Consider the following 22,676-nt stretch of genomic DNA (forward strand, 5'->3'; position numbering starts at 1 on the left):
CCGGTACAGGTCCTCGATGCGTCATCCATCTCGCTCTCGTCGGAGAGCAGGACGGTTGTGCACCAGCTTCTCGGAGGCGGACCGCCCGACATCACCGTGCGCTCCCCGCTTCCGCGAAAGGGTCGGCTCCGCTACGTGCTGGCGTCTCGTGAGGCCGGTCAGCAGGCCGAGCTTCTGCACCGCACGGCGGGCCGCATCCGCGTAGATGAGCCCGGCGCGCTCACCCTGAACTATGTCGTCACGGGTGAGGTACTCCTCTACCTCGACCCGCGGTCGCTCCGCTCCTGGGTCCTCGAAGTCGATGTCCTGGAGGTGTCCGCGTGATTTCGACGCACTCGGCCAGCGCGGAGGTCTACCAGGGCGACATCTTGATTGGCGAACTTGACGTCAAGTCCGGCAGCTTCTCGATGGACGAGAAGCGCGCTCCCTACATGCAGGCAACCCTCACCGTGCCCACGCCCTCGTACGAGCTGATGGATGCGCTCGACCCGCGCGTGCTGACCCGCATCGACCTGACCCTCACTCGTGAGCACGATGGTCGGCTCCCGCTCGCAGCCTTCACCGGCAGGTATGCAGGCAGCGGCGGGTTCGCCTCCGTCAGCCGTGACTTCCCGGGACGCAGTTCGACGCTCCAAGACGTGTCCGCCGCCTTCGCCTCAGGATGGAACGGCCTGCCGTCGCCGTCTCCAATCAGCCTGACCGTCCGCCTCGTCCTCCTCAGCGTGATGGAGGATTTCGCACGCGACGAGGTTGTGCTGGAGCTTGCCTCCGCTGAGGTGATGCTCATGCAGGACGCCGCTTCCGGTACCAGCGTCTACCACCCCGGCGCGGTGCCTCTGGCGCAGGTTGTTCAGGACGTTCTGACGGCAACGTTCGGCGGTTACGTGCTGACGACGAGTGAGCAGTTCCCGAACGTCGATGCGGAAGCCTCTGAGTGGAAGCCGGGAGTCACCGCATGGGACTACCTCCGGACGCTTGTCGAGCAGGCAGGTGCGCGCCTGTGGGCAGATGAGCAGGGCTTCTTCCAACTCCGCCGAGGTCCCGTGCGGGGCATCCGGCACGAGTGGGCGGCAGCACTGGCCAAGACGCTTACTCGCTCCACGTCCCGTGCAACCTCGTGGGGTGACGCGGTGATCGTGATTTATGAGTGGGATGACGCAGACGGCAACTCCCAGACTCGCGTGGACTACGCGAAGGATGTAGCGAACCCGACTCGTCCGCGCGTCTATCGTCGTGATTCTCCTTATCCCGGTCCAGGTGCAGCGGCCAGCCTTCTTCGCTTCGTTCGCACTCGCGGGCGAGATGTTGAGTATTCGGCTATCTCGGATTACTCAGTCGCCCCCGGGAACATTGCGTCAATCACATTCATGGACAGCACGAACTTGGCTAAGGTTGTAGCGTCCGTTGATTTCAGTATCGGTAGTGATGAGATGCAGGTCACTCTTCGAGATGAACTAGCAGAAGGTGAACAAAGCTAATGGGCTACTACGACTGGGCACGCGGCGGCCTCTATCACTACACCGAGGATGACCTTGTGGCTCCTGATGGACGCTTCTCGGACCTTCTCAACAAGGGTCTCGAAAGTGTTCCCACCTCAGGTTCCGCGGGCGGTGGCATCGTCGTCTTCGATCACGGCACCAACGCCAATGCCATCCGACCCGTGGTCGCCGGAGCTGTGCTCTGGCAGGGCAGCGTGGCACCCAACCTCATGGTTGACGGTGACCTTTGGGCTGATACCTCAGCGACCGCCGTTCCTGGCCCCGCCGTCGATACCATGCCGACCGACTTCAGCCACCGCTGGGAGGCCTACGACCTGACCGGCGCAGACGGCTCCGACGCAGCGGCCTGGAAGAACCGCCTCACGACCGCGCCGAACTTCACGCACACCGGCACTCCGAAGCTCAGGGTCGCTGGCTCCGGCCTGAAGTACGTCCAGTACGACGGCACAGCGGCCCGCTCGGATGCCGCCATCGCGACTCAGGGTCAGCCCTACACCAAGCTCGTGCTCGCCCGCTTCCGCACGCCCGCATCCTCGCGGGTCATCATCGGAGGGACCAGCGGTTCGTGCAACATCGCCACCACCTCGACCGGCAAGCTGTCGATGACCAACGGATCGACCCTCTCGCACACCCTTGGCCCTGACACCGCCTGGCACATCTTCATGGCCGAGTCGGTGACGGACGGTGGACAGTCCACTCTTGCTGTGGACGCTGACGAGGTGCGGGGAGCCGCAGGCTCTGGAGGCCAGACCGGGCTCCGGCTCGCGGCCAACGGCGGGCTCACGACCTTCACCGCAGTCGACGTCGCAGCCGTTGCCGTGTTCCCGCGCCGACTCTCGTCCGACGACCGCGCCAAGATCAAGGCCACATGGGCGAGCTACTACCCGGGGACCGTGAGCGTCGCATGACCAAGTTCATTGCCAAGTCTCTGAAGGTGCGAATTGGCGGCAAGCTCGTGCCGTTCTCCGCCCTACGTCAGAAGGTCGGCGTCCCGACTCCTCTCGCTCAGTGGGATTTCAGCGCTGAGCCCTTCAAGACCACAACTGGAGACCTTCCGCTGGAGCAGGCGGGGAGCACGCGAGCCGTCGTGACGGGCTCACCCTTTGGAACTGCCGCAGGAATCGCCCTCGACGGCAGCGCGTTCCTCCGCCTCGACAAGAGCGCCGTGGGCCGACTGAACATCGGTGCACGCGGCAAGGCCGTCACGGTCGCAGCCTGGCTGAAGCACAGCGACACGAATGCTGGTTTCGTCGGAGGGTGCTGGCAGGAGGACGCTATTGACCCTCGCCGCTCCTACGGGCTGTTCTACGACCTGAACACCTACGGCGGCGATGAGCGCAGCAACTTCCACGTCTCGAAGACTGGTAGGCCGACCCCTGGCTATCCGTTCTCGCGGGACTACAGCGCCTCAGGCCAGACCTTCAAGCGCGGGGTGTGGCAGCTTCACGTCGGCACATATGACGGAACCGATGCCGTCTCGTACCTCGATGGTTCTGCGGTCTCGTACCCCTCCTACACTGACCCGCTCAACCAGACCTACGCGAAGAACCCGTACCGCTTCCTCGACGGACTCAACGGGACTCCGTGCGACTTCACGGTCGGCGCGGTCGAGCTGACCAACGGTCCCGGCAACTTCGTCATCGGGTCCATCGCCAGACTCCGCGTCTGGGACACCGCACTCACGCCGCAGCAGGTGCAGGCGCTTTATAAGAAGGAACGACCCTCATGAACAAGAACATCAGCCTCGTCATGTTCGGCACCATCGCCGTCGTGGGGATGGTGGGCGCTGTGGTCATCCTGCGAGAGCGGCCCGACGCTTCCGCCACGTTCATCAACCTCGTCGTCACGGTGCTCATCATGGCGGCAGCGGCAGGAGGGCTCTCGGTCGCTATAGGCAAGCAGGGCGAGAAGATTGAGGAAGTCCGCGCTCAGACGAACGGCACGCTCTCCAAGAGGGACGAGAAGATCGCGGAGCAGGAGGCTGAGCTGATCGAGCTTCGTGCGGCCATGGCGCGCAAGCAGGGTGCTCACTCCGCCGAGTGACTAGTCACCTTCTGAGTAAGCTGATCAGCCACTTCCCCTCGTCGCCTCTTCTCTTTTGTTTCTTTAGTTGTGCCGTGATTGGCCAGCACTGGCGCCATACGCTGCAGACCTTGACGTGAATACCAGTACTGACGAGTAGAAGGCAGAAGGTTTACGGTAATTCCAGAAGGGTCAAAGAGCCAGATTGATGCACTTATACCCTCCGGCTTGACAATGGAGCCTTTCGTTTCTACTACATGCACAACATCGACGTCAGTGTCGCCAGGTCCTGTGTAAGTAGCTCGGAATTTCAGCTTATCCCGCGTCTCCTGAGTCGCTGTGTCCTCATACATACTGATCCATTCTGAAAATGAAAGAGTCATCGGGACGCCAATTTGAATGGCCTCTCCGGGGGAAAGAAGAACTTGGTGTAGTGGAGAACCACCATGCGTGTAGTCTCGTACGACGCTCGAAAATTCAAGGCGCGCGCTTCCCGGTCCATCATTCCGGGCTTCTATCACGCAATCGAAAGATAGCGTTCGTTCGTCATCCCGCTTTTCTCGGAACTCGTCCGTGTTGTCGCTATCAATCCTCTGGCCATCTACAATCTCGGCAAGCTGGTAACTGAGCCGCGGTGGCACGCTGAGGTAGGTTCGAGGCGTACTCGCGTCGAGTCGAGCCCTCTCGGCCTGGGCCAGGGCTTGTTGGGAAAGCTCGACGGCGGCGAGGGATGCCCTCGCGGATTTCCTCGTGTCCAGCGCTTGAACTGCGATGACAACGGCTGAGACAGCGGTGGCCACGGCGGCGAAGAGAGTGGCTACAAGAAGCCACACGTCAAGCGCAGAGTCGAACACGTTCACGTCGATGACGAGCGGCAGCATGGGCTCACAGTAATAGAGGACGGAGCTGGACGACGCGCCGACGCATACAACGGCCGTTTTGTCAGCGCAACCGCCTCATCGCCGCCTCGACCGCCGGCACCGTCGTCGTCGAGGCCGGCGCCCGCTCCGGCTCCCTCAACACCGCCGGCCACGCGGCCGCCCTGGGCCGCCCCCTCGGCGCGGTCCCGGGCCCGGTGACCAGTGCCTCCTCCGCCGGCTGCCACCGGCTCCTCCGCGAATACGCGGCGACCTGTGTCACCTCGCCGCCGGACGTGTTCGAACTGCTCGGAGTCGGTGACGAGGACGGAACGCGCCGAGCGCTGACCGCGGCTGAGACGCGAGTCCTGGCCGTCGTCGATTCCGAAGGAGGCTGTGACGCCGCAACCGTCGCCCGGCTCGCCGGTGAATCGCTCGATTCGGCGCTGTCGGCTCTGGGTGCGCTCCTCGCCGACGGACGCGTCCACCGCTCCGAGGACGGGGACTGGGAGCGGTCACCCGGATGAGCGGCCCCGCCGCCGCGGCGCTGTCGGCGGTCCGCCCTACGCTGAGGGGGCATCGGCGAGGGGAGCGGCATGGACGCCACGGCAGCAGGACACGGCGGGGAGCGCCCGCAGCTCGGGCACTTCCGCGCGGCCGACAGGGTCATCGCGCACCTGAGCGACACGCACCTGCTGGCCGACGGGGCTCCGCTCTACGGGAAGGTCGACACGGTCGCCCGGCTCGCGCAGGCGGTCGGCCGGCTCGCGGAGCGCGGCGGGCGCCTGGACGCGATCGTGGTCACCGGGGACGTCGCGGACCGCGGCGAGGAGGACGCCTACCGGCGCGTGCGCGCGCAGCTCGATCCGGTGGGCGAGAGGTTCGGCTGCCCGATCGTCTGGGTGATGGGCAACCACGACGAGCGCGGAGCCTTCCGGCGGGTGCTCCTCGACCAGGACCCGGCGGGCGCGGGACCCGTGGACCAGGTCGTCGACCTCGGCGGGCTCCGGCTCATCGCGCTCGACAGCGCGGTGCCCGGCTTCCACCACGGCGATCTCACCGACGCCCAGCTGGCCTGGCTGAAGGACGAACTCGCCGCGCCGGCGCCGCTCGGGACGATCCTCGCCCTGCACCACCCTCCGCTGCCCACACCGCTCGGCGCGATGACCGTGCTCGAGCTGCGGGGGATCGACCGGCTCGAGGAGGTGGTGCGCGGCACCGACGTCCGCGCGATCCTCGGCGGGCACCTGCACTACCCCACTGCCGCGGCCTTCGCGGGCGTGCCCGTGTTCGTCGCCGGCGCCACCAGTTACACGATGGACCTCGGGGCGCCCGAGCGGGAGCTCGCCGGCATCGACGGGGCGCAGAGCCTCTCGCTCGTCCACGTCCACCCGGAGACGGTGGCCGCCTCGTTCGTGCCGACGGCGCCGGCCCCGATCGCGACTCGGTTCGGCACAGACCTGATCGAGCGGCTCGAGGGGCTCGACGAGCAGGGGCGCATCGACCTCTGGTCGCGGATGCCGGACGGATCATGACCGGCGAGACGCTCGCCGACTCGATCGAGCACTTCCTCCGCTATGTCCTCGACGAGCGCTCTCTCTCGCCCGCCACGGCGAAGGGCTACCGCTCCGACCTCGCGCGTCTCGTCACCCACGCGGAGGAGAAAGGGCGGCCCCGCACCGCCGAGCTCGACCTCGAGCTGCTGCGCGACTGGCTGTGGCGGGAGTCCGAGTCCGGGATCGCCCGCGCGACGCTCGCCCGGCGCACCGCCGCCGTCCGCTCCTTCTCCTCGTGGGCGCAGCGGACCGAGCGGCTGCCGATCGACGTCGCCGCACGCCTCAAGACCCCCAGGTCGGGACGGACCCTGCCGCGGGTCCTGACGCTCCCGCAGGCGGAGCAGCTGCTCGACACGGTCGCGGCGCGCGGCGCGACGGAGGACCCGGTGGCGCTGCGGGACCTCGCGATCGTCGAGCTCCTCTACGCCTCGGGCGTCCGCGTCTCGGAGCTGGTCGCCGTCGACGTGGGCGACGTCGACCTCGGCCGCCTCACCGTGCTCGTCACGGGCAAGGGCGCCAAGCAGCGGGTCGTCCCGTTCGGCGTGCCCGCGAAGGAGGCGCTCGTCGACTACCTGGAGCGCGCCCGACCCGCTCTCGCCACCGCCGACGGGAGCCGGGCCCTGCTGCTGGGACGGCGGGGCGCGCGCCTCACCCCGCGCACGGTCTACGGAGTCGTGGCCCGGCTGCTCGACGGCGGCCAGGGCTCCGGCCCCTCCGGCCCGCACACCCTCCGCCACACCGCGGCGACCCACCTGCTCGACGGGGGAGCCGACCTCCGCGCCGTCCAGGAGCTGCTCGGCCACGCGAGCCTGGGCACCACGCAGATCTACACCCACGTCTCGACCGAGCGCGTCCGCGACGCGTACCGCCTCGCCCACCCCCGCGCCTGACCGGATCCGCGAGTCGCTGGACGCAGCCTTCTGCGTCACGCGCTCCCCACCCTGCTCCACCTCGTCCAGCGGCAGCAGCACCGCCCGGGGGATCCCGCCGAAGAACCGCATCGGCGAGACGTAGTCGCCGCCCTCGCGGACGCCGAGGTGCACGCACCTCCCGTCGCAGTGGCCGCCCGCACCCACTGCTCCGACGGGCTGGCCCGCAGTGAGGACCTGCCCCGCCGTCACCGATCCGTCGACCGGCTCGACCGTCGAGACCAGTCCGTCGGCGTGCACGATGCTCACCACGGACCGGTCGACCACCCTGCCCGAGAACGACACGGTGCCCGCCGCGACCGCGACCACGGGCTGCCCGGCCGCTGCCGCGAGGTCGATCCCGCGGTGCCCGGGGGCGTAGCGGTGGGCCGGTGCGCCCCACGGCTCCACGACGGAGAAGCCCGCGACGGGCGGGGTCCACCGCGGGTCGGACCGGCCGGGAGACGAGGTGCCGGAGGGCGAGGCGCCGAGGGGCGCCCCGACGAGCAGAGCGGCGAGGGCGAACACGCCCGGGCGCAGGAGCGGGGATCGGAGCATGCGGCCACCCTCCCGGAGCCGAGTCAGGACCGGTGGTCGGCCGAGCGGATCAGGGGAGGAGAGCACTACCGGCCCGGCTGTGGAGGGAGGACATCCGGCAGGGGGAGAGCGCAACCCGTCCCGGCGGTCCCTCGGAGAGGAGTAGCGTGCCGGTGATCCGGCTCGGGAGCGGCACCCCGCCCCCACCGGCGGCGAGAATCGGAGACGACCATGACCAGCGGACGATCTGACACGACCAGCGGGAGAGCGGACATCCCGAACCCCTCGGCGGCGAAGCTGAAGAGGAAGGTGATCGGCCTCGCGATCGCGGCGGCGGTCGGCGGCTTCCTCTTCGGCTTCGACTCGTCGGTGGTGAACGGTGCCGTGGAGGCGGTGCAGGGCGAGTTCCAGCTCTCGGCCGCCCTGATCGGCTTCGCCGTCGCCTCCGCCCTGCTCGGCTGCGCGCTCGGTGCGTACCTCGCGGGCCGCCTGGCCGACCGCTGGGGCCGCATCAAGGTCATGCTGCTCGGCGCCGGGCTCTTCTTCATCTCCTCCATCGGCGCAGGCGCGGCGTTCGCGGTCTGGGACCTCGTGCTCTGGCGCGTGGTCGGCGGCCTCGGAATCGGCATCGCCTCCGTGATCGCTCCGACCTACATCTCGGAGATCGCGCCCAAGGCCATCCGCGGAGCCCTCGCGTCGCTGCAGCAGCTGGCGATCACGCTCGGCATCTTCGCCGCACTGCTCTCGGACACCCTCATCGCGAACGGCGCGGACGGCGCCTCCGAGCCCTTCTGGTTCGGCGTCGCCGCCTGGCGCTGGATGTTCATCGCCTGCGCCGTGCCGGCGGTCGTCTACGGCCTCCTGGCCCTGACCCTGCCGGAGTCGCCCCGCTACCTCGCGACCCGAGGCCGCTCCGAGGACGCCCGCGCGGTCCTCGCGACGGTCACGCCGCGCGACGAGGTCGACGAGGCCCTCGCGGACATCCAGAAGAAGATCGACGAGGACTCCGAGAACGCGAAGCGCTCCAGCCTCCGCGGCCCCGCGCTCGGCCTGCTCCCGGTGGTCTGGGTCGGCATCCTGCTGTCGGTGTTCCAGCAGTTCGTGGGCATCAACGTGATCTTCTACTACTCCACCTCTCTGTGGAGCGCGGTCGGATTCGACGAGTCCAACTCCTTCGCGATCTCGGTCTTCACCTCGGTCGTGAACGTCGTCGTCACCTTCGTGGCGATCTTCCTGGTCGACAAGGTCGGCCGGAAGCCGCTGCTGCTGGTCGGCTCGGCCGGCATGGCGGTCTCGCTCGCGCTGATGGCCATCGCCTTCAGCCAGTCGACGATCAGCGGCGAGGACGTCTCGCTGCCCGGCGCCTGGGGGCCGATCGCCCTCGTCTCGGCGAACGCGTTCGTCGTCTTCTTCGGCGCGACCTGGGGCCCGCTGGTGTGGGTCCTCCTCGGCGAGATCTTCCCGAACCGGATCCGCGCGGCCGCGCTCGGCCTCGCCGCCTCGGCCCAGTGGATCGCGAACTTCGCCATCACGGTGACCTTCCCGATCCTCTCGCAGGACGTGTCGCTCACCCTCGCCTACGGCCTCTACGCCGCCTTCGCGGCGATCTCGTTCGTCTTCGTCTTCATGTTCGTGCCCGAGACCAAGGGCCGCTCGCTGGAGGAGATGGACACCCTGCACATCCGCACCGTGATGAAGTCGGCGCGCAAGTAGCACCGGCCTCCCGTGCCCCGACGGCCGCCCTCCCGCAGCAGCGGGAGAGGCGGCCGTCCTGGTGCTAGACTCCACGGAGCACCTCGCTCGTCGGGGTGACTACGCGCGCCCATTCGGCCTCCGCTCCCCACGGTCCCTCTCCGCTCACGCGGCCGGGGCGGGAGTGCGCCGGGCGCCAGGGCGACGTGCCGACCGGCCGTCGCAGACAACCGAACGGGAGTTCGGCGCCGTCGTGCGCCCGGGCCCCGAGACAAGGAGAACGACTCATGGCAGTCGTCACCATGCGCCAGCTGCTCGACAGCGGCGTCCACTTCGGGCACCAGACCCGTCGCTGGAACCCGAAGATGAAGCGCTTCATCCTGACCGAGCGCTCGGGCAGCTACATCATCGACCTCCAGCAGTCGCTGGCCTACATCGACAAGACCTACGACTTCGTCAAGGAGACGGTCGCCCACGGCGGCACCATCCTCTTCGTCGGCACCAAGAAGCAGGCGCAGAACGCGATCTCGGAGCAGGCGACCCGCGTCGGCCAGCCCTACGTGAACCAGCGCTGGCTCGGCGGCCTCCTGACCAACTTCCAGACGGTCTCGAAGCGCCTCGCCCGCATGAAGGAGCTGGAGGAGCTCGACTTCGACGACACGTCGAAGAGCGGCTTCACCAAGAAGGAGCTCCTCATCAAGAAGCGCGAGCTCGACAAGCTGCACAAGTCGCTCGGCGGCATCCGCAACCTCTCGAAGACGCCGTCGGCCCTCTGGGTCGTCGACACCAAGAAGGAGCACCTCGCGATCGACGAGGCCAAGAAGCTGGGCATCCCGGTCATCGGCATCCTCGACACGAACTGCGACCCGGACGAGGTCCAGTACCCGATCCCGGGCAACGACGACGCGATCCGCTCGGTGAGCCTGCTCACCCGCATCGTCGCCGACGCCGCGGCCGAGGGCCTCATCCAGCGCCACCAGAAGCCCGCGGCCGAGGGCAACGTCTCCGCCGTCGAGCCGCTGGCCGAGTGGGAGCAGGAGCTGCTCTCCACCGGTGCGCCCGCCGCCGACGTGCAGGAGCCGAACGAGCAGGCCGGCGCGGAGACCGAGAAGGTCGCCGACGCCGAGGCCGAGACCGCCGACGAGGCCGTCGTCGAGGCCGAGACCCCCGCTGCGGAGGAGGCCCCCGAGGCCGACGCCGCCGCGACCTCGACCGACGAGGCCGAGGCCACCGCGACCTCGACCGACGAGACCGCCACCGCCTGACACCCCGTTCCGTGACGGGGGTCGGACGCCGCGCCCGCGGTCGTCCGGCCCCCGCTCGGTCGGTGCACGTTCACCACGAGTAAGAACCGCCGTCACCTCGGCGTGCTGGGCTCGTTCCGTGAGCCCGCCGCCGCGAGTGACGGCGCCACAGGGTTTCCGAACCAAGAGGAGTTCCGAGAACATGGCAAATTTCAGCCTCGCTGACGTCAAGACGCTGCGCGAGCAGCTCGGTACCGGCATGGTCGACACGAAGAACGCGCTCGTCGAGGCCGACGGCGACCTGGACAAGGCGGTCGAGATCCTCCGCCTCAAGGGCGCCAAGGGCAACGCGAAGCGCGCCGACCGCTCCACGAGCGAGGGCCTCGTCGCCGCCGCCGAGAAGGACGGCGTCGCCACGATGATCGAGCTCGCCTGCGAGACCGACTTCGTCGCCAAGGGCACGAAGTTCATCGCCCTCGCCGACGCCGTGCTCGCCGCGGTCGTCGCCGCCGGCTCCACCACGGTCGAGGAGGCACTCGCGGCCCCCGCCGACGGCAAGACCGTCGCCGACCTCATCAACGACGAGGCCGCGATCCTCGGCGAGAAGGTGGAGCTGCGCCGCGTGGCCTCCGTCTCGGGCGAGCACTTCGCGATCTACCTCCACAAGACCAACAAGGACCTGCCCCCGCAGGTCGGCGTGGTCGTCGGCTACGCGGGCGAGGACGCCGAGACCGCGCGCTCCGTCGCCCAGCACATCTCGTTCGCGAACCCGTCCTACCTCTCGCGCGAGGACGTGCCGCAGTCCGAGGTCGACAACGAGCGCCGCATCGTCGAGGAGATCTCGCGCGGCGAGGGCAAGCCCGAGGCCGCCCTGCCGAAGATCATCGAGGGACGCGTGAACGCGTACTTCAAGCAGGTCGCCCTGCTCGACCAGGACTACGCGAAGGACAACAAGCTGTCCGTCAGCAAGGTCCTGAGCGACGCGGGCCTGACCGTGTCGGGCTTCGCCCGCTTCAAGGTCGGCGCCTAACAGCACTGCAGGGGGGAGTCCGGGTCGTTCAGTCGACCCGGGCTCCCTTCGCTCTGCCCGGCGCGGCCCCGGGCGTGGTCGCGGGGCCCGCTCCGCGCGGGATAGGTTTGTACGGGTCTACGGGAGGAAACGTCCATGACGGAGACGGATGCGATGACGACGGGCAAGCGCCGCAGGGTGCTTCTGAAGCTGTCGGGGGAGGCGTTCGGAGCCGGCACGCTCGGCGTGAACCCGGATGTGATCAGCGCTCTGGCGCGCGAGATCGCCGATGCCGCGACCGAGGTGGAGATCTCGGTGGTCGTCGGCGGCGGCAACTTCTTCCGCGGAGCCGAGCTCTCGCAGCGCGGCATGGACCGCGGCCGGGCCGACTACATGGGCATGCTGGGCACGGTGATGAACGCCCTCGCCCTCCAGGACTTCCTCGAGCAGGCGGGCGCCGAGACGCGCGTGCAGTCCGCGATCGCGATGACGCAGGTCGCGGAGCCCTACATCCCCCGCCGGGCGATCCGGCACATGGAGAAGGGCCGCGTCGTCATCTTCGGCGCCGGCGCCGGACTCCCTTACTTCTCGACCGACACGGTCGCCGCGCAGCGCGCGCTCGAGACGCACGCCGACGTGGTCCTCGTCGCCAAGAACGGCGTGGACGGCGTGTACGACGCCGACCCGCGGACGAACCCCGACGCGAAGAAGCTCGACGCGCTGACCTACCAGGAGGCGCTCCAGCGGGGCCTCAAGGTGGTCGACTCCACCGCGTTCAGCCTCTGCATGGACAACGGCATGCCGATGCAGGTCTTCGGCATGGAGCCCTCGGGCAACGTCGCGAAGGCCATCCGCGGCGCCGAGCTCGGCACGCTCGTCTCGAACTAGACTGACCACTTCCCTCTCTTAAGGAGCTCCCTGTGATCTCGGATGTACTGGCCGACGCGAAGACCAAGATGGGCAAGGCCGTCGAGGTCGCCAAGGAGGACTTCTCCACGGTCCGCACCGGACGCGCGAACCCCGGCATGTTCCAGAAGGTGCTGGTGAGCTACTACGGCACCCCGACGCCGCTGTCCCAGCTCGCCTCGATGCAGAACCAGGAGGCCCGCACGCTCGTCCTGACGCCCTACGACAAGGGCTCGCTGCGCGACATCGAGCAGGCCATCCGGGACATGCCGAACCTCGGCGCCAACCCGACCAACGACGGCACGATCATCCGCGTGACTCTGCCCGAGCTCACCGCCGAGCGCCGCAAGGAGTTCGTCAAGATCGTCCGCACCAAGGCCGAGGACGCCAAGATCGCGGTGCGCAACATCCGCCGCAAGGGCAAGGACGACCTCGACGCGCTGAAGGGCGACGTCGGAGACGACGAGCTCGCCCGCGGCGAGAAGGAGCTCGAGGCGCTCACGAAGCAGCACGTCGACGCGATCGACGAGGCGCTCAAGCGCAAGGAATCCGAACTGCTCGAGGTGTAGCGGTGCCCGAGATCCCCGAAGGACCCGAGGGCGGCGAGAAGAGACCGTCTCCGCACGTCCCGGGTGCCCGGGGATCCCGGATGGTCACCCGCGACGCGCTGCGTGCGCGTGCCCAGCAGGGCCGGGCCGACGTCGAGCGCCAGCTCGAGGCGACCCGCGCCCAGCTCGAGGCGACGAACGACCGTCTGACCGCGCGCAGCGGCCGGAACCTCGTGTCCGCGACCGCGATCGGCCTGCTCGGCGGCGGCGCGATGGTCGTCAGCCTGCTGCTGGTCAAGGAGCTCTTCATGGTGCTCGCGGGGGTGGTGGTGCTGCTCGCGGCGCTGGAGCTCTCGAACGCCCTGCGTCACGCCGGCCGCGACATCCCGCGCATCCCGACCGGGATCGTCGCGGTCGTCGCCGTTCCCGCCGCCTATTACGGCGGCCTGGGCGCCGCGTGGGCCACGGTCCTCGGCGGATCCGTCCTCGTCGGCCTCTGGCGCCTGGGCGAGCAGCTCTTCCGGCGCACGGCCTCCAGCCGCAGAGACCTCGCCCTCGACATCGGCCTCGGCGCGTTCGTCCAGGGCTACACGACCTTCCTCGGCGCCTTCGCGATCCGCCTCGTCGCCGAGCCCGGCGGCCAGCTCTGGGCGTTCGCGTTCCTGGTGCTCGTGATCGTCGTCGACACCGGCGCCTACGTGAGCGGACTCACCTGGGGCAAGCACCCGATGGCACCTCGGATCAGCCCGAAGAAGACCTGGGAGGGCTTCGCCGGTGCGGCCGTCGCGGGGATCGTCGTCGGGGTCCTGCTCGCCCTGCTGATGCTGGGCCAGCCCTGGTGGGTCGGCGCGGTGTTCGGGGTCGTGGTGCTGCTCACCGCGACGCTCGGCGACCTCGCGGAGTCGCTGATCAAGCGCGACATCGGCATCAAGGACATGAGCTCCTGGCTGCCCGGCCACGGGGGAGTCCTCGACCGGCTGGACTCGATCCTGCCGTCGGCCGCCGCGGCCTACGTGCTCTACTTCCTCTTCGCCCACTGAGCAGGCGCCTCCCGGGGCGTGCCGATTCCGCTCCCGGCGCGCGGCTTGGCATGATGTCGGGATGACCGCTCCCTTCCCCCGAGCCCGCGAGTCCCGTCCCGGCTACGACACCGCCGAGGTCGACTCCTTCCTCGCGTCGGCGCGCGAGGCCTACTCGCAGCTCTCCGGGGGGCCGGCGGACCTGCGCGCCGCCGACCTGCGTCACACCGCCTTCACCCTGCGCAAGGGCGGCTACTCCGCGCCCCACGTCGATGCGGCGCTCGAGCGCCTCGAGGACGCCTTCGCCCTGCGGGAGCGCCAGTACGCGATCGCGGCCCGGGGCGAGGAGGCGTGGCTCGCCGACGCGCGGGCGACCGCCCAGGAGATCGTGAACCGGCTGGCCCGTGCTCCCCGCGAGCGCTTCACCCGGGCCGGCGCTCTCACGACGGGCTACAACATCCGCCAGGTCGACGCCTTCGCCGACAGGATCTCGGGCTACTTCCGCGACGGATCAGTGCTGACCGTCGACGACGTGCGGACCGTCTCCTTCGCCCCGCAGCGCGGAGGCTACGCCGAGGCGCAGGTCGACCTGCTGCTCGACACGGTCGTCGACGTCATGCTGGCGGTCCGCTGACCGGAGCCGGATCTGCTGGCCGATCAGGTCATCGTCCGTTATGCTTTCGTAATCGTGGCTCAGCATCCTCAGACCTCCGTCGCCCACACGCCCGCGAACCGCACCAGCGGTCGCCCGGCGGTCCCGCACCAGACCCCGGTGCGGCGCTCCTGGGCTCGGATCCCGGTGACGGTGCTGGCCTTCACGGCCTCGATCGCGTTCGCCATGGTGAACGTCGTCGATCCCTCCAGCGGCGCTGTCGCGTCCCCGTACTACCAGGCGCCGGCGCGCTTCAACGGCGACTCCGCACAGCGGCTCGTGGTCGCGGACGCCGTCGAGCGGACCGTCCAGCGCGACTCGTTCGGCGCCGAGGCGAAGCCGACGCCCACTCCCACCCCGACGCCCACCCCCACCGAGACGCAGACCGCCTCCGCAACGGCCGACGAGGTGGAGTCGGGCTCCGCCGAGGCCGAGACCGCCGCTCCCGTCCAGCGCGCCGCTGCTCCGGATCCCGGCTCGGCGAAGGCCATCGCGTACGACATGATCGTGCAGCGCGGCTGGGCCGACAGCGAGTACGACTGCCTCGTCCTGCTCTGGAACCGCGAGTCCGGCTGGAACGTCTACGCCGAGAACAAGTCCAGCGGCGCGTACGGCATCCCGCAGGCGCTCCCCGGCAGCAAGATGGCCACGGCCGGCGCCGACTGGGCGACCAACGCGAGCACTCAGATCACCTGGGGCCTCGGCTACATCTCCGGCCGCTACGGTTCGCCCTGCGGCGCTTGGGCGCACTCCGAGTCGGTCGGCTGGTACTGATCGGTCCCCTCCGCTCGGCACCGCGTCCGGCGGGCTGAGCGTCTCGCTACCCTGGTGCCGTGGATTACGCGCTGCTCGGGGTCGTCGGGATCATCACTGTCGTCACCGTCGCGCGGTTCTCGAGCCGCCTCGGGATCGCCGCACCGCTCCTCCTCGTCGTCATCGGGATCGGCGCGTCGTATCTTCCCGGTGTCCCGGACATCGAGGTCGAGCCGGAGCTGATCCTCGCGGGCGTGCTGCCGCCGCTGCTCTACTCGGCGGCCATCCAGGTGCCGCTCACCGACTTCCGTCGGAACCTGCGCTCGATCTTCGGGCTCTCGGTGCTGCTGGTCGTGGTGACCGCGCTCGTGGTCGGCGGCTTCCTCTACCTCGTGTTCCCCGATCTGAGCCTGCCCGCGGCGATCGCCCTGGGCGCCGTCGTGAGTCCGACCGACGCGGTGGCGGCGACCTCGATCGGCAAGAAGCTCGGACTCCCGCCCCGCCTGGTGACGGTGCTCGAGGGCGAGAGCCTCGTGAACGACGCGTCGGCGCTGGTGCTGCTGCGGGCCGCGACGGCCGCGGCGGCCGTGGTCGGCGCCACCGTCACGACCGACGCGATCGACGTGGGCGAGGTGGGCGTCCTCTTCGTCTACTCCGTCCTGATGGCGATCGCCCTCGGACTGGTGATGGGCGTGCTCACCGTCTTCGTGCGCTCGAAGCTGCGGGATCCGGTGCTGGACACCGCCGTGTCCTTCGCCGTGCCGTTCCTGGCCTACATCCCGGCCGAGGAGCTGGGCGCGTCCGGAGTGCTCGCCGTCGTGGTCACCGGGATCTACACGGGGCACAACAGCGCGCGCTTCCTCTCGCCGCAGTCGCGGATCAGCGAGCGGGTGAACTGGCGGACGGCGCAGTTCCTGCTCGAGAACGGCGTCTTCCTGCTGATGGGCGCCGAGATCAAGGCGATCGTCTCGGGGGTCGTGGACCCGGGCGAGTTCGGAGTGGGCACCGCCGTGCTGCTGGGTCTGGCGACGGTGGTCATCCTGATCGTGCTGCGGACCCTCTTCGTGTGGCCGCTGCTCCTGTGGCTGCGCAGCTCCGGTCGGCGGGCGGAGCGGATCAACCGGCGGCTGGCGGTGGGGCTCATGCGACTGCGCAACAGCGCCACCAGCGACGAGCGCTTCCGGCGGCGGCAGGTGCGAGCGGAGCGGCTCTACCTCCGGCGCGAGACCGATCTGGCCGCGACCACGAGCGAGGCGTTCGGCTGGCGCGGCGGAGTCGTCCTGTCCTGGTCGGGGATGCGCGGCGTGGTCACGCTCGCCGCGGCCCAGTCGCTGCCGGACGAGACTCCCTACCGCTCCCAGCTGATCCTGATCGCCTTCACCGTCGCCGTCGTGACGCTGCTCCTCCAGGGTGCGACGCTCCCCGCCCTGATCCGGCTCACCGGCATCCAGGGCACCGACGGCGAGGCCGACCGCCGCGAGCTCGCGACGCTGCTCGACGAGGTCGCGGCCACGGGCATCCAGGCCCTCCCCGAGGCGGTGGCGGAGCTGCCCGACGGCGAGGCGGGCGAGCGCGTCCTCGAGCGCGTGCGCCGCGACACTCTGACGCGCTCGCAGGTGGCGTGGGAGCAGGTCGGGCGCGCGGAGGACGCGCCCCTCGGCCCGCACGCGCAGTACCTGCGGCTGCGCCGGGCGGTCCTGCTCGCCGAGCGGGAGGCGCTGCTGGACGCCCGCGGGCGCGGCGTCTACTCCTCGCGGACGCTCCGGCGGGCACAGCTGATGCTCGACGCCGAGGAGACCCGGCTCGAGATGGACGACAGCTCCCACTGACGGGAGGGGCCCGGCGGCGGCCTCCTAGACTGGGGGGATGCCGCGCAGCAACAGACCCCGGGGCAGCCGCCGAGACGACGACGACGAGCAGCGCGACCTCTCGCAGATGCTCGCCGGCTTCCGGCGCACCGAGTCCCACGCCGGCCGGGAGTGGAACGTCCAGCCCGTCTCCGCCGCACGGGCCGTGAAGAACTACCTCTGCCCGGGCTGCGGGCTCACCATCGACATCGGCCAGCCGCACCTGGTCACCTGGCGCGCCGACGGCGCCCTCGGCGACGCGGCCGACCTGGCCGGCCGCCGCCACTGGCACACGCACTGCTGGAGAATCCGAGGAGCACGATGACCCACGAGATCCGCGGAGGCGTCGTCCTCCCCGCCCGCCGCGAGGACGTCGAGCTGCACACCTCCGACGGGCTGACCCTGGTGGGGGAGCTCGCGCTGCCGCTGGAGCGCGAGCCCGTCGCGACGCTGGTGACTCTGCATCCGCTGCCCACCCACGGCGGCTTCATGGACTCGCACATCCTGAGGAAGGCCGCCGCTCGGCTGCCCGCCCTCGCCGATCTGGCGGTCCTGCGCTTCAACACCCGCGGGACCGCGTCCCCGCGTGGGACGAGCGAGGGCGCGTTCGGGCACGGCACCGACGAGCGCGCGGACGTCGCCGCCGCGATGACGCTGGTCGCGGAGCGCGGGCTGCCGCACCCGTGGCTGGTCGGCTGGTCCTTCGGGACGGAGCTGGCGCTGAAGTGGGGGAGGGAGCACCCGGTCGAGGGAGCGATCCTGCTCTCACCGCCCCTGCACCGCACGAGCGCGGAGGAGGTCGCCGCCTGGGGCGAGGACGGCCGCCCGCTCGTGGCGCTCGTCCCGGAGTTCGACGACTACCTGCGTCCCGAGGCGGCCGCCGAGCGCTTCGCGAGCGTGCCGCAGCTGGACCTCGTGGCCGTGGAGGGCGGGAAGCACCTCTGGGTCGGCGAGGCGCAGACCCGCCGGGTCCTCGACGAGATCGTGCGCGTGGTCGCGCCCGCCTCGTCCCCGCTGCCGACGGAGTGGGCGGGCGAGCTCGGCTGAGCCCGACCGCCCAGCGACCGCCTAGCGACCGCCTAGCGACCGCCTAGCGGCCGGACGAGTCGCCGTCGGATCCGCTGCCGCCGTCCGAGCCGCTGCCGTCGGAGTCGTCGCCGTCGCTGTCGTCCGCGAGCCCGTCGATGTGGCCGATGAGCCCACGCAGTCCGGACACGTAGCCGGCGATCGCGTCGCGCTCGGTGCGGATCTCGTCGAGGCGCCGCTCGGCGGTGTCCATCAGCTCTCGGCTGCGGCGCTCCGCGTCCGCGACCAGCTTCTGCGCCTGGTCGCGCGCGTCGTCGAGGAGGGCGTCGGAGTCGTCCTGGGCCTTCCGGCGCAGTCGCGTGGTGTCGTCGAGGGCGTCGCTGCGGAGCGCGTCCGCCTCGAGGCGCTTGTCGTTCGCGCGTCGGATGGCGTCGGCGAGCTGCAGGTTCGACTCGTCGAGGTAGCGCTGCGTCTGCGCGACGGCCTCCTGGTGGCGGAGCAGGTCGTCGCGGTCGGCCTCCTCGCGGCGCGCGGCGAGCTCGACCACCAGGTCGATCCGGGCCTGCTCGACCTCGCGCGAGAGCGCAGCGGCCTCGTCGGCGGACGCGGCGCGCAGGCCCGCCAGCTCGGCGTCGAGCACGGCGACGGCCTCGGCGCGCTCCTGGGTGAGCCGCGTGCGCTGGTCGGCGATCTCGCGCGCGCCCTCGGCGCGGACGGCGGCGACCTCGGCGTCGAGCGCGGCGCGGGTCGAGAGCACCTCGGCCTCGACCGCAGCGCGGGCCTGGGCGACCTCGGCCTCGACGGCCGCCCGGAGCCGGTCGACCTCGGAGGCGACCTCGGCCCGCAGGAGCTCGTTGGCCTGAGCGAGACGGGCGGCCTCGGCACGGGCGACCTCGATCTCGCGGGCGGCGACGGCGCGCATCTCCGCGGCCTCGCGCTCGGCCTCGGAGCGGATCGCGGCGGCCTCGCGCTTGGCGGTGGCGCGGGTCTCGGCGGCCTCGGTCGCCACCGTTCCGCGGATCGCGGCGGCCTCGCGGACGGCGTCCTGGGTCATCACGTCGCGGTCGTCGGCGGCCTTGCCGAGCGTCGCCGCGGCCTGCGCCTCGGACTCGTCGCGGGTCCGGTCCGCACGGCGGCGCGCCTCGGTCACCAGGCGCTCGGCCTCGTCGCGCGCCTCCTGGAGCAGGCGGTCGCCGTCGTCGCGGGTGGAGCGGCGCAGGGCGGAGGCGTCGTTCTCGGCCTGGGCGATGATCCGCTCGGACTGCTCCTCGGCCACGCGCAGGGTGTGCTCGAGCTTGGCGCCCAGGCCCGCGTAGGTGGGAGTGCCGACCTGCTGGAGCTCCTTCTCGAGTCCCTCGATCCGGGAGGAGAGGCGCTTCACCTCGCGGCCGCTCTCGGCCGCCTGGGTGTTCGAGTGGATGAGCTCGCGGCGCAGGCCCTGGACGGCCTTGTCGACCTCGTCCCGGTCGTAGCCACGGAACACCTGGGTGAATTCGGCCTCGTCGTTCGCCACGTCGTCTCCTTCAGAGCAGGACCGCGGTGGGGCTCGCGGCACTCGGAAAGTGTATTCAGCGCGGAGGCCGCGGCCGGGGCGACACCCGCACCGCGCGCCTCTCGGCCCGCACTCTCGGCTTCTCCCGGGCATCGGAGCGAGGGCATCGGCTATCGTTGATTGTCTTTGTCTGTTGCCGTCGCGCCCCGGTCCGGCTGCGTACCCCGAGCCGGCCCCGGCCGTCACCCCGATCCGGCAACGCAGGAGGAGTTCTTTCGTGCGGTTCGTCTTCGCCATCATCGCCACCGTCATCGCTGCCGCGATGATCGTGCTCGGCATCGGTCAGCGGACGGTCTGGGCTCCTCCGGAGTCCCTCACCGCCGAGACCGCGCTCGACTCGTCCGCTCCCTACGCGGTGATCGACGGCAGCACCCTGGGCGCCAACCCGGGCCGCCAGACGATCACGGTCGAGGGCGGCGGCGACCTCGTCGTCGCCTACGCCCCCACCTCCGACGTGCTGGGCTGGGTGGGCGGTTCGAGCTACGACGCCATCGGCTACGAGCGCGCCGACGACACCCTCACCTCCGCGGAGGAGACGGGGGAGCGCGTCCAGCTCTCCTCGGACGTCGAGACCGCCGATGCGGCCGTCGTCGACCCCCGCGGCTCCGACCTCTGGCTCGAGCAGTTCGAGGGCAGCGGCAGCGTGACCCTGGCGCTCGACGTGCCGGAGGACGTCTCCATCCTCATCGCGAGCGACGGCACCGCGCCGGCCGCCGACTCCGTCCGGGTCAGCTGGCCCGTGGACACGGCGACGCCCCTCGCCGGCCCGCTGCTCCTCGGAGGCGCCGTGTTCCTCCTGCTCGGACTCGTCCTCTACATCTGGGCCTTCGTCCACCTGCGCCGCCAGCACGGCCCGCGTCGGAAGGGACCGCAGGGCCGGATCCCGCGCGGGGCCCGCCGCCCCCGGCCGCGAGCCGGGATCCAGGCCTCCACGGCGTCGCCGGCACCCTCGCGGCGCAGGGCGGCCCTGGTGCTGCCCGTCGTCCTCGGGACGACCGTCCTCCTCTCCGGCTGCAGCTCCGACTACTGGCCGGATCTGGCCGCGGGCGCGAGCGAGGCGCCGACGGCGTCCGCCACGGCGACCGCGGGGGCCGAGCCGGTCTCGGCCGAGCCGACGCCCGTGGTCACCACGCAGCAGGCGGAGGCCATCGTCGCCGAGGTCGCCGACGTCGCGTCGCGTGCCGACGCCGCCCGGGACGCCGGGATCCTGGCCGAGCGCTTCCAGGGCGAGGCGCTGACGGAGCGCACCACCAACTACGACGTCGTCACCAAGGGCGGGACGATCGACCCGCCGCAGACGATCCCGGCCTCCCCGGTGAGCCTGGTGCTCCCGCAGGACACGGAGTCGTGGCCGCGCCTCGTGACCGCCGTCGTGCAGAACTCGTCGGACACCACCCAGGCCCCGATCGCGCTGATGATGAGCCAGGCGAGCCCGCGCGTCGACTACAAGGTCGACTACGCCATCTCGCTCGAGGCCAACGCGCGCATCCCCGATGTCGCGCCGGTCACCGTCGGCACGTCGATCGTCGCGCCGGACTCGCGCCTGATGAAGCTCGCCCCGCAGACGGTCGGCTCCGCGTACGCGGACGTGCTCGCCAACGGCGACTCGAGCCAGTACGCCGAGCTCTTCGCGGCCGACGGCGACACCCTCCGGGGCCAGGTCGGCGTCGACAAGAAGAACGCCGACCGCGAGGCGCTGCCGGACACCGCCTCGATCGAGTTCTCGAACGCCGCCGGCACGTCGCCGACGATCGCGCTCGCGACGAACGACTCGGGGGCCCTCGTCGCGGCGAGCATCGCCGAGACGTCGACCGTCCGCCCCACCGCCGAGGGCTCGACCGTCTCGACCTCCGGCGCCTCGCAGACCCTGCTGGGCACGGACAAGTCGACGACCGGCATCGAGACCACCTACGGCTACCAACTGCTGTTCTACGTACCGCCCGTCGGATCGGAGGAGAAGATCGTGATGCTCGGATGGAGCCAGGGACTCGTCTCGGTGGTGCAGCTGCCGTGAGCACCGTCCCGCCCCTGCCCGGAAACCTCCGCGGCGCCGTCGACCTCTCGTCGCTGGTGAACCGCCGGACCCCGCCTGCCGCCGGGGCCGGCGCGTCTGCCGCACCCGCCGCTCCCGGAGGCGCGCCCGGCGCGAATCCGCTGCTGCTGACCGCCGGCGACGCCGAGTTCGACCAGGTGGTCCAGCTCTCCTCGCGCGTGCCGGTGCTCGTCGACCTGCGCGGCTCCTGGTCGGACCAGAGCCAGAGCATGACCGCGCTGCTCGAGAAGGTCGTCGTCTCGTACGCCGGCGCGTTCGTGCTCGTCGGGGTCGACGTGGAGTCGAGTCCGCAGCTGGCGCAGGCGTTCCAGGTGCAGTCCGTGCCGACGGTCGCCGCGATCATCGGCGGCCGCCCGGTGCCCCTGTTCAGCGGTCTCGTCGCCGAGGAGCAGCTGCGCGACCTGCTCGAGCAGGTCCTCCAGCTCGCCGCTCAGAACGGCGTCACGGGCACGGTCCCGGTGGAGGGAGCCGCTGCCGCCGAGGGCGCGGAGCCCGAGCCGGAGCCGCTGCCGCCGCACCACCAGGAGGCCTACGACGCGATCGACCGGGGCGACTACGCCGCGGCGATCACCGAGTACGAGACCGCCATCGCGCAGAACCCGCGCGACGACCTCGCCGTCGCCGGGCTCGCCCAGGTGCGGCTGCTGGCCCGCCTCCAGGGCCGCACGCTCGACGACATCCGCTCGACCGCCGCGGCCGAGCCGTCGAACCTCGACGCGCAGCTCGCCGTCGCCGATCTGGACGTCTCGGGCGGACACGTCGAGGACGCCTTCGATCGGCTGCTCTCGATGTTCCCGCGACTGGACGCGGACGGGAAGGCCGCTGTCCGGGCGCGACTCCTGGAGCTCTTCGAGATCGTCGGCCAGACCGACCCGCGCGTGAACAAGGCGCGGGCGCGCCTCACCGGCCTGCTCTACTGAGCCCGGCCGGAACGCCGAGAGGCCGCCCGCTCGCGACGATCGTCGCGGCGGGCGGCCTCTTCCGTGCAGGGACCGG

The 22,676-nt window shown here is 70.7% G+C and carries 23 protein-coding genes and 1 pseudogene; 21 read left to right on the forward strand and 3 right to left on the reverse strand.

From position 1 onward, the window contains the following. Nucleotides 1-57: 57 nt before the first annotated feature. The 5 genes from C5D44_RS00250 to C5D44_RS00265 are packed head-to-tail and all read left to right on the forward strand — an operon-like array spanning nt 58 to nt 3,542. Nucleotides 58-324, forward strand: a complete 267-nt coding sequence (locus C5D44_RS00250; protein ID WP_146087951.1) for a hypothetical protein — start codon at nt 58-60, stop codon at nt 322-324. Further along, nucleotides 321-1,478, forward strand: a complete 1,158-nt coding sequence (locus tag C5D44_RS00255; RefSeq protein ID WP_104280519.1) for a hypothetical protein — start codon at nt 321-323, stop codon at nt 1,476-1,478. The genes C5D44_RS00250 and C5D44_RS00255 overlap by 4 nt, the downstream gene beginning before the upstream one ends. Next, nucleotides 1,478-2,407: a hypothetical protein gene (locus C5D44_RS17525; RefSeq protein WP_146087952.1), complete on the forward strand. Its 930-nt coding sequence runs from the start codon at nt 1,478-1,480 to the stop codon at nt 2,405-2,407. The genes C5D44_RS00255 and C5D44_RS17525 overlap by 1 nt, the downstream gene beginning before the upstream one ends. Continuing rightward, on the forward strand, nt 2,404-3,228 hold the full coding sequence (locus C5D44_RS00260) for a LamG-like jellyroll fold domain-containing protein (protein ID WP_181118415.1): 825 nt from the start codon (nt 2,404-2,406) through the stop codon (nt 3,226-3,228). Before C5D44_RS17525 ends, C5D44_RS00260 begins: the two co-directional genes overlap by 4 nt. Then, entirely contained in the window at nt 3,225-3,542 is a 318-nt protein-coding gene (locus C5D44_RS00265) for a hypothetical protein (RefSeq protein ID WP_104280521.1), read from the forward strand. The genes C5D44_RS00260 and C5D44_RS00265 overlap by 4 nt, the downstream gene beginning before the upstream one ends. Here C5D44_RS00265 and C5D44_RS17530 read toward each other — a convergent pair. Beyond that, nucleotides 3,527-4,402, reverse strand: coding sequence for a hypothetical protein (locus C5D44_RS17530; protein ID WP_146087953.1), 876 nt, complete (start codon nt 4,400-4,402; stop codon nt 3,527-3,529). The two genes, C5D44_RS00265 and C5D44_RS17530, sit on opposite strands and share 16 nt — an antisense overlap. 77 nt (nt 4,403-4,479) lie before the next feature. Here C5D44_RS17530 and C5D44_RS18365 point away from each other — a divergent pair, with 77 nt between their 5' ends. From C5D44_RS18365 to C5D44_RS00280, 3 genes are all read left to right on the forward strand, one after another. Further along, nucleotides 4,480-4,905, forward strand: coding sequence for a DNA-processing protein DprA (locus C5D44_RS18365; RefSeq protein WP_374954063.1), 426 nt, complete (start codon nt 4,480-4,482; stop codon nt 4,903-4,905). Between the two features lie 69 nt (nt 4,906-4,974). Beyond that, nucleotides 4,975-5,913 carry a phosphodiesterase gene (locus C5D44_RS00275; protein ID WP_104275997.1) on the forward strand — a complete coding sequence of 313 codons (939 nt, stop codon included), beginning with the start codon at nt 4,975-4,977 and terminating at the stop codon, nt 5,911-5,913. Next, nucleotides 5,910-6,824 (forward strand): tyrosine recombinase XerC, encoded by a 915-nt coding sequence (locus C5D44_RS00280; RefSeq protein ID WP_104280522.1) that lies wholly within the window; start codon nt 5,910-5,912, stop codon nt 6,822-6,824. Before C5D44_RS00275 ends, C5D44_RS00280 begins: the two co-directional genes overlap by 4 nt. 123 nt (nt 6,825-6,947) lie before the next feature. Here C5D44_RS00280 and C5D44_RS18690 read toward each other — a convergent pair. After that, nucleotides 6,948-7,400 (reverse strand): annotated as a pseudogene (locus C5D44_RS18690) (murein hydrolase activator EnvC family protein); the annotation flags it as partial. A 210-nt stretch (nt 7,401-7,610) separates the two neighbouring features. Between C5D44_RS18690 and C5D44_RS00290 the strand changes: the two are divergent. The 11 genes from C5D44_RS00290 (at nt 7,611) to C5D44_RS00340 (ending at nt 18,096) form a co-directional block, all read left to right on the forward strand. Then, nucleotides 7,611-9,092, forward strand: a complete 1,482-nt coding sequence (locus C5D44_RS00290; RefSeq protein WP_104275999.1) for a sugar porter family MFS transporter — start codon at nt 7,611-7,613, stop codon at nt 9,090-9,092. A gap of 266 nt (nt 9,093-9,358) precedes the next feature. After that, nucleotides 9,359-10,336, forward strand: coding sequence for a 30S ribosomal protein S2 (gene rpsB, locus C5D44_RS00295; protein ID WP_104280523.1), 978 nt, complete (start codon nt 9,359-9,361; stop codon nt 10,334-10,336). Nucleotides 10,337-10,517: 181 nt separating this feature from the next. Then, nucleotides 10,518-11,345 carry a translation elongation factor Ts gene (tsf, locus tag C5D44_RS00300; protein WP_104223895.1) on the forward strand — a complete coding sequence of 276 codons (828 nt, stop codon included), beginning with the start codon at nt 10,518-10,520 and terminating at the stop codon, nt 11,343-11,345. A gap of 153 nt (nt 11,346-11,498) precedes the next feature. Further along, a complete protein-coding gene (pyrH, locus tag C5D44_RS00305) occupies nt 11,499-12,212 on the forward strand; it encodes a UMP kinase (protein WP_374952923.1) in 714 nt (237 codons plus the stop codon). Nucleotides 12,213-12,244: 32 nt separating this feature from the next. Continuing rightward, nucleotides 12,245-12,799, forward strand: a complete 555-nt coding sequence (gene frr / locus C5D44_RS00310; RefSeq protein WP_104267270.1) for a ribosome recycling factor — start codon at nt 12,245-12,247, stop codon at nt 12,797-12,799. A gap of 80 nt (nt 12,800-12,879) precedes the next feature. Beyond that, entirely contained in the window at nt 12,880-13,818 is a 939-nt protein-coding gene (locus C5D44_RS00315; RefSeq protein WP_104276001.1) for a phosphatidate cytidylyltransferase, read from the forward strand. 61 nt (nt 13,819-13,879) lie between these two features. Then, on the forward strand, nt 13,880-14,431 hold the full coding sequence (locus tag C5D44_RS00320; protein WP_104280524.1) for a DivIVA domain-containing protein: 552 nt from the start codon (nt 13,880-13,882) through the stop codon (nt 14,429-14,431). A gap of 54 nt (nt 14,432-14,485) precedes the next feature. Further along, nucleotides 14,486-15,223 (forward strand): lytic transglycosylase domain-containing protein, encoded by a 738-nt coding sequence (locus C5D44_RS00325; RefSeq protein ID WP_258067296.1) that lies wholly within the window; start codon nt 14,486-14,488, stop codon nt 15,221-15,223. 59 nt (nt 15,224-15,282) lie between these two features. After that, nucleotides 15,283-17,031 carry a sodium:proton antiporter gene (locus C5D44_RS00330; RefSeq protein WP_104280525.1) on the forward strand — a complete coding sequence of 583 codons (1,749 nt, stop codon included), beginning with the start codon at nt 15,283-15,285 and terminating at the stop codon, nt 17,029-17,031. Between the two features lie 37 nt (nt 17,032-17,068). After that, nucleotides 17,069-17,374 carry a hypothetical protein gene (locus tag C5D44_RS00335; RefSeq protein WP_181110258.1) on the forward strand — a complete coding sequence of 102 codons (306 nt, stop codon included), beginning with the start codon at nt 17,069-17,071 and terminating at the stop codon, nt 17,372-17,374. Further along, nucleotides 17,371-18,096, forward strand: a complete 726-nt coding sequence (locus tag C5D44_RS00340) for an alpha/beta hydrolase (RefSeq protein WP_104280526.1) — start codon at nt 17,371-17,373, stop codon at nt 18,094-18,096. The genes C5D44_RS00335 and C5D44_RS00340 overlap by 4 nt, the downstream gene beginning before the upstream one ends. Before the next feature lie 43 nt (nt 18,097-18,139). On the opposite strand, the gene C5D44_RS00345 is transcribed toward C5D44_RS00340, so the two are convergent. Further along, nucleotides 18,140-19,588: a DivIVA domain-containing protein gene (locus tag C5D44_RS00345; protein ID WP_104280527.1), complete on the reverse strand. Its 1,449-nt coding sequence runs from the start codon at nt 19,586-19,588 to the stop codon at nt 18,140-18,142. A 256-nt stretch (nt 19,589-19,844) separates the two neighbouring features. Here C5D44_RS00345 and C5D44_RS00350 point away from each other — a divergent pair, with 256 nt between their 5' ends. Both C5D44_RS00350 and C5D44_RS00355 read left to right on the forward strand, forming a co-directional pair. Beyond that, a complete protein-coding gene (locus C5D44_RS00350; protein WP_104276007.1) occupies nt 19,845-21,641 on the forward strand; it encodes a hypothetical protein in 1,797 nt (598 codons plus the stop codon). Beyond that, on the forward strand, nt 21,638-22,600 hold the full coding sequence (locus C5D44_RS00355; RefSeq protein WP_104280528.1) for a tetratricopeptide repeat protein: 963 nt from the start codon (nt 21,638-21,640) through the stop codon (nt 22,598-22,600). The genes C5D44_RS00350 and C5D44_RS00355 overlap by 4 nt, the downstream gene beginning before the upstream one ends. Nucleotides 22,601-22,676 lie beyond the last annotated feature (76 nt).

It is taken from the genome of Rathayibacter sp. AY1B5, assembly GCF_002932795.1.
Taxonomy (GTDB): domain Bacteria; phylum Actinomycetota; class Actinomycetes; order Actinomycetales; family Microbacteriaceae; genus Rathayibacter.

What these genes read in the sequence shown, in the direction of transcription:
- C5D44_RS00340 (WP_104280526.1), top strand. Translation starts at nt 17,371, where the DNA reads ATGACCCACGAGATCCGCGGAGGCGTCGTCCTCCCCGCCCGCCGCGAG.
- C5D44_RS00315 (WP_104276001.1), top strand. Translation starts at nt 12,880, where the DNA reads ATGGTCACCCGCGACGCGCTGCGTGCGCGTGCCCAGCAGGGCCGGGCC.
- C5D44_RS00290 (WP_104275999.1), top strand. Translation starts at nt 7,611, where the DNA reads ATGACCAGCGGACGATCTGACACGACCAGCGGGAGAGCGGACATCCCG.
- rpsB (WP_104280523.1), top strand. Translation starts at nt 9,359, where the DNA reads ATGGCAGTCGTCACCATGCGCCAGCTGCTCGACAGCGGCGTCCACTTC.
- C5D44_RS00265 (WP_104280521.1), top strand. Translation starts at nt 3,225, where the DNA reads ATGAACAAGAACATCAGCCTCGTCATGTTCGGCACCATCGCCGTCGTG.
- pyrH (WP_374952923.1), top strand. Translation starts at nt 11,499, where the DNA reads ATGACGACGGGCAAGCGCCGCAGGGTGCTTCTGAAGCTGTCGGGGGAG.
- C5D44_RS00275 (WP_104275997.1), top strand. Translation starts at nt 4,975, where the DNA reads ATGGACGCCACGGCAGCAGGACACGGCGGGGAGCGCCCGCAGCTCGGG.
- C5D44_RS00320 (WP_104280524.1), top strand. Translation starts at nt 13,880, where the DNA reads ATGACCGCTCCCTTCCCCCGAGCCCGCGAGTCCCGTCCCGGCTACGAC.
- tsf (WP_104223895.1), top strand. Translation starts at nt 10,518, where the DNA reads ATGGCAAATTTCAGCCTCGCTGACGTCAAGACGCTGCGCGAGCAGCTC.
- C5D44_RS17525 (WP_146087952.1), top strand. Translation starts at nt 1,478, where the DNA reads ATGGGCTACTACGACTGGGCACGCGGCGGCCTCTATCACTACACCGAG.
- C5D44_RS00260 (WP_181118415.1), top strand. Translation starts at nt 2,404, where the DNA reads ATGACCAAGTTCATTGCCAAGTCTCTGAAGGTGCGAATTGGCGGCAAG.
- C5D44_RS00280 (WP_104280522.1), top strand. Translation starts at nt 5,910, where the DNA reads ATGACCGGCGAGACGCTCGCCGACTCGATCGAGCACTTCCTCCGCTAT.
- C5D44_RS00335 (WP_181110258.1), top strand. Translation starts at nt 17,069, where the DNA reads ATGCCGCGCAGCAACAGACCCCGGGGCAGCCGCCGAGACGACGACGAC.
- C5D44_RS17530 (WP_146087953.1), bottom strand. Translation starts at nt 4,402, where the DNA reads ATGCTGCCGCTCGTCATCGACGTGAACGTGTTCGACTCTGCGCTTGAC.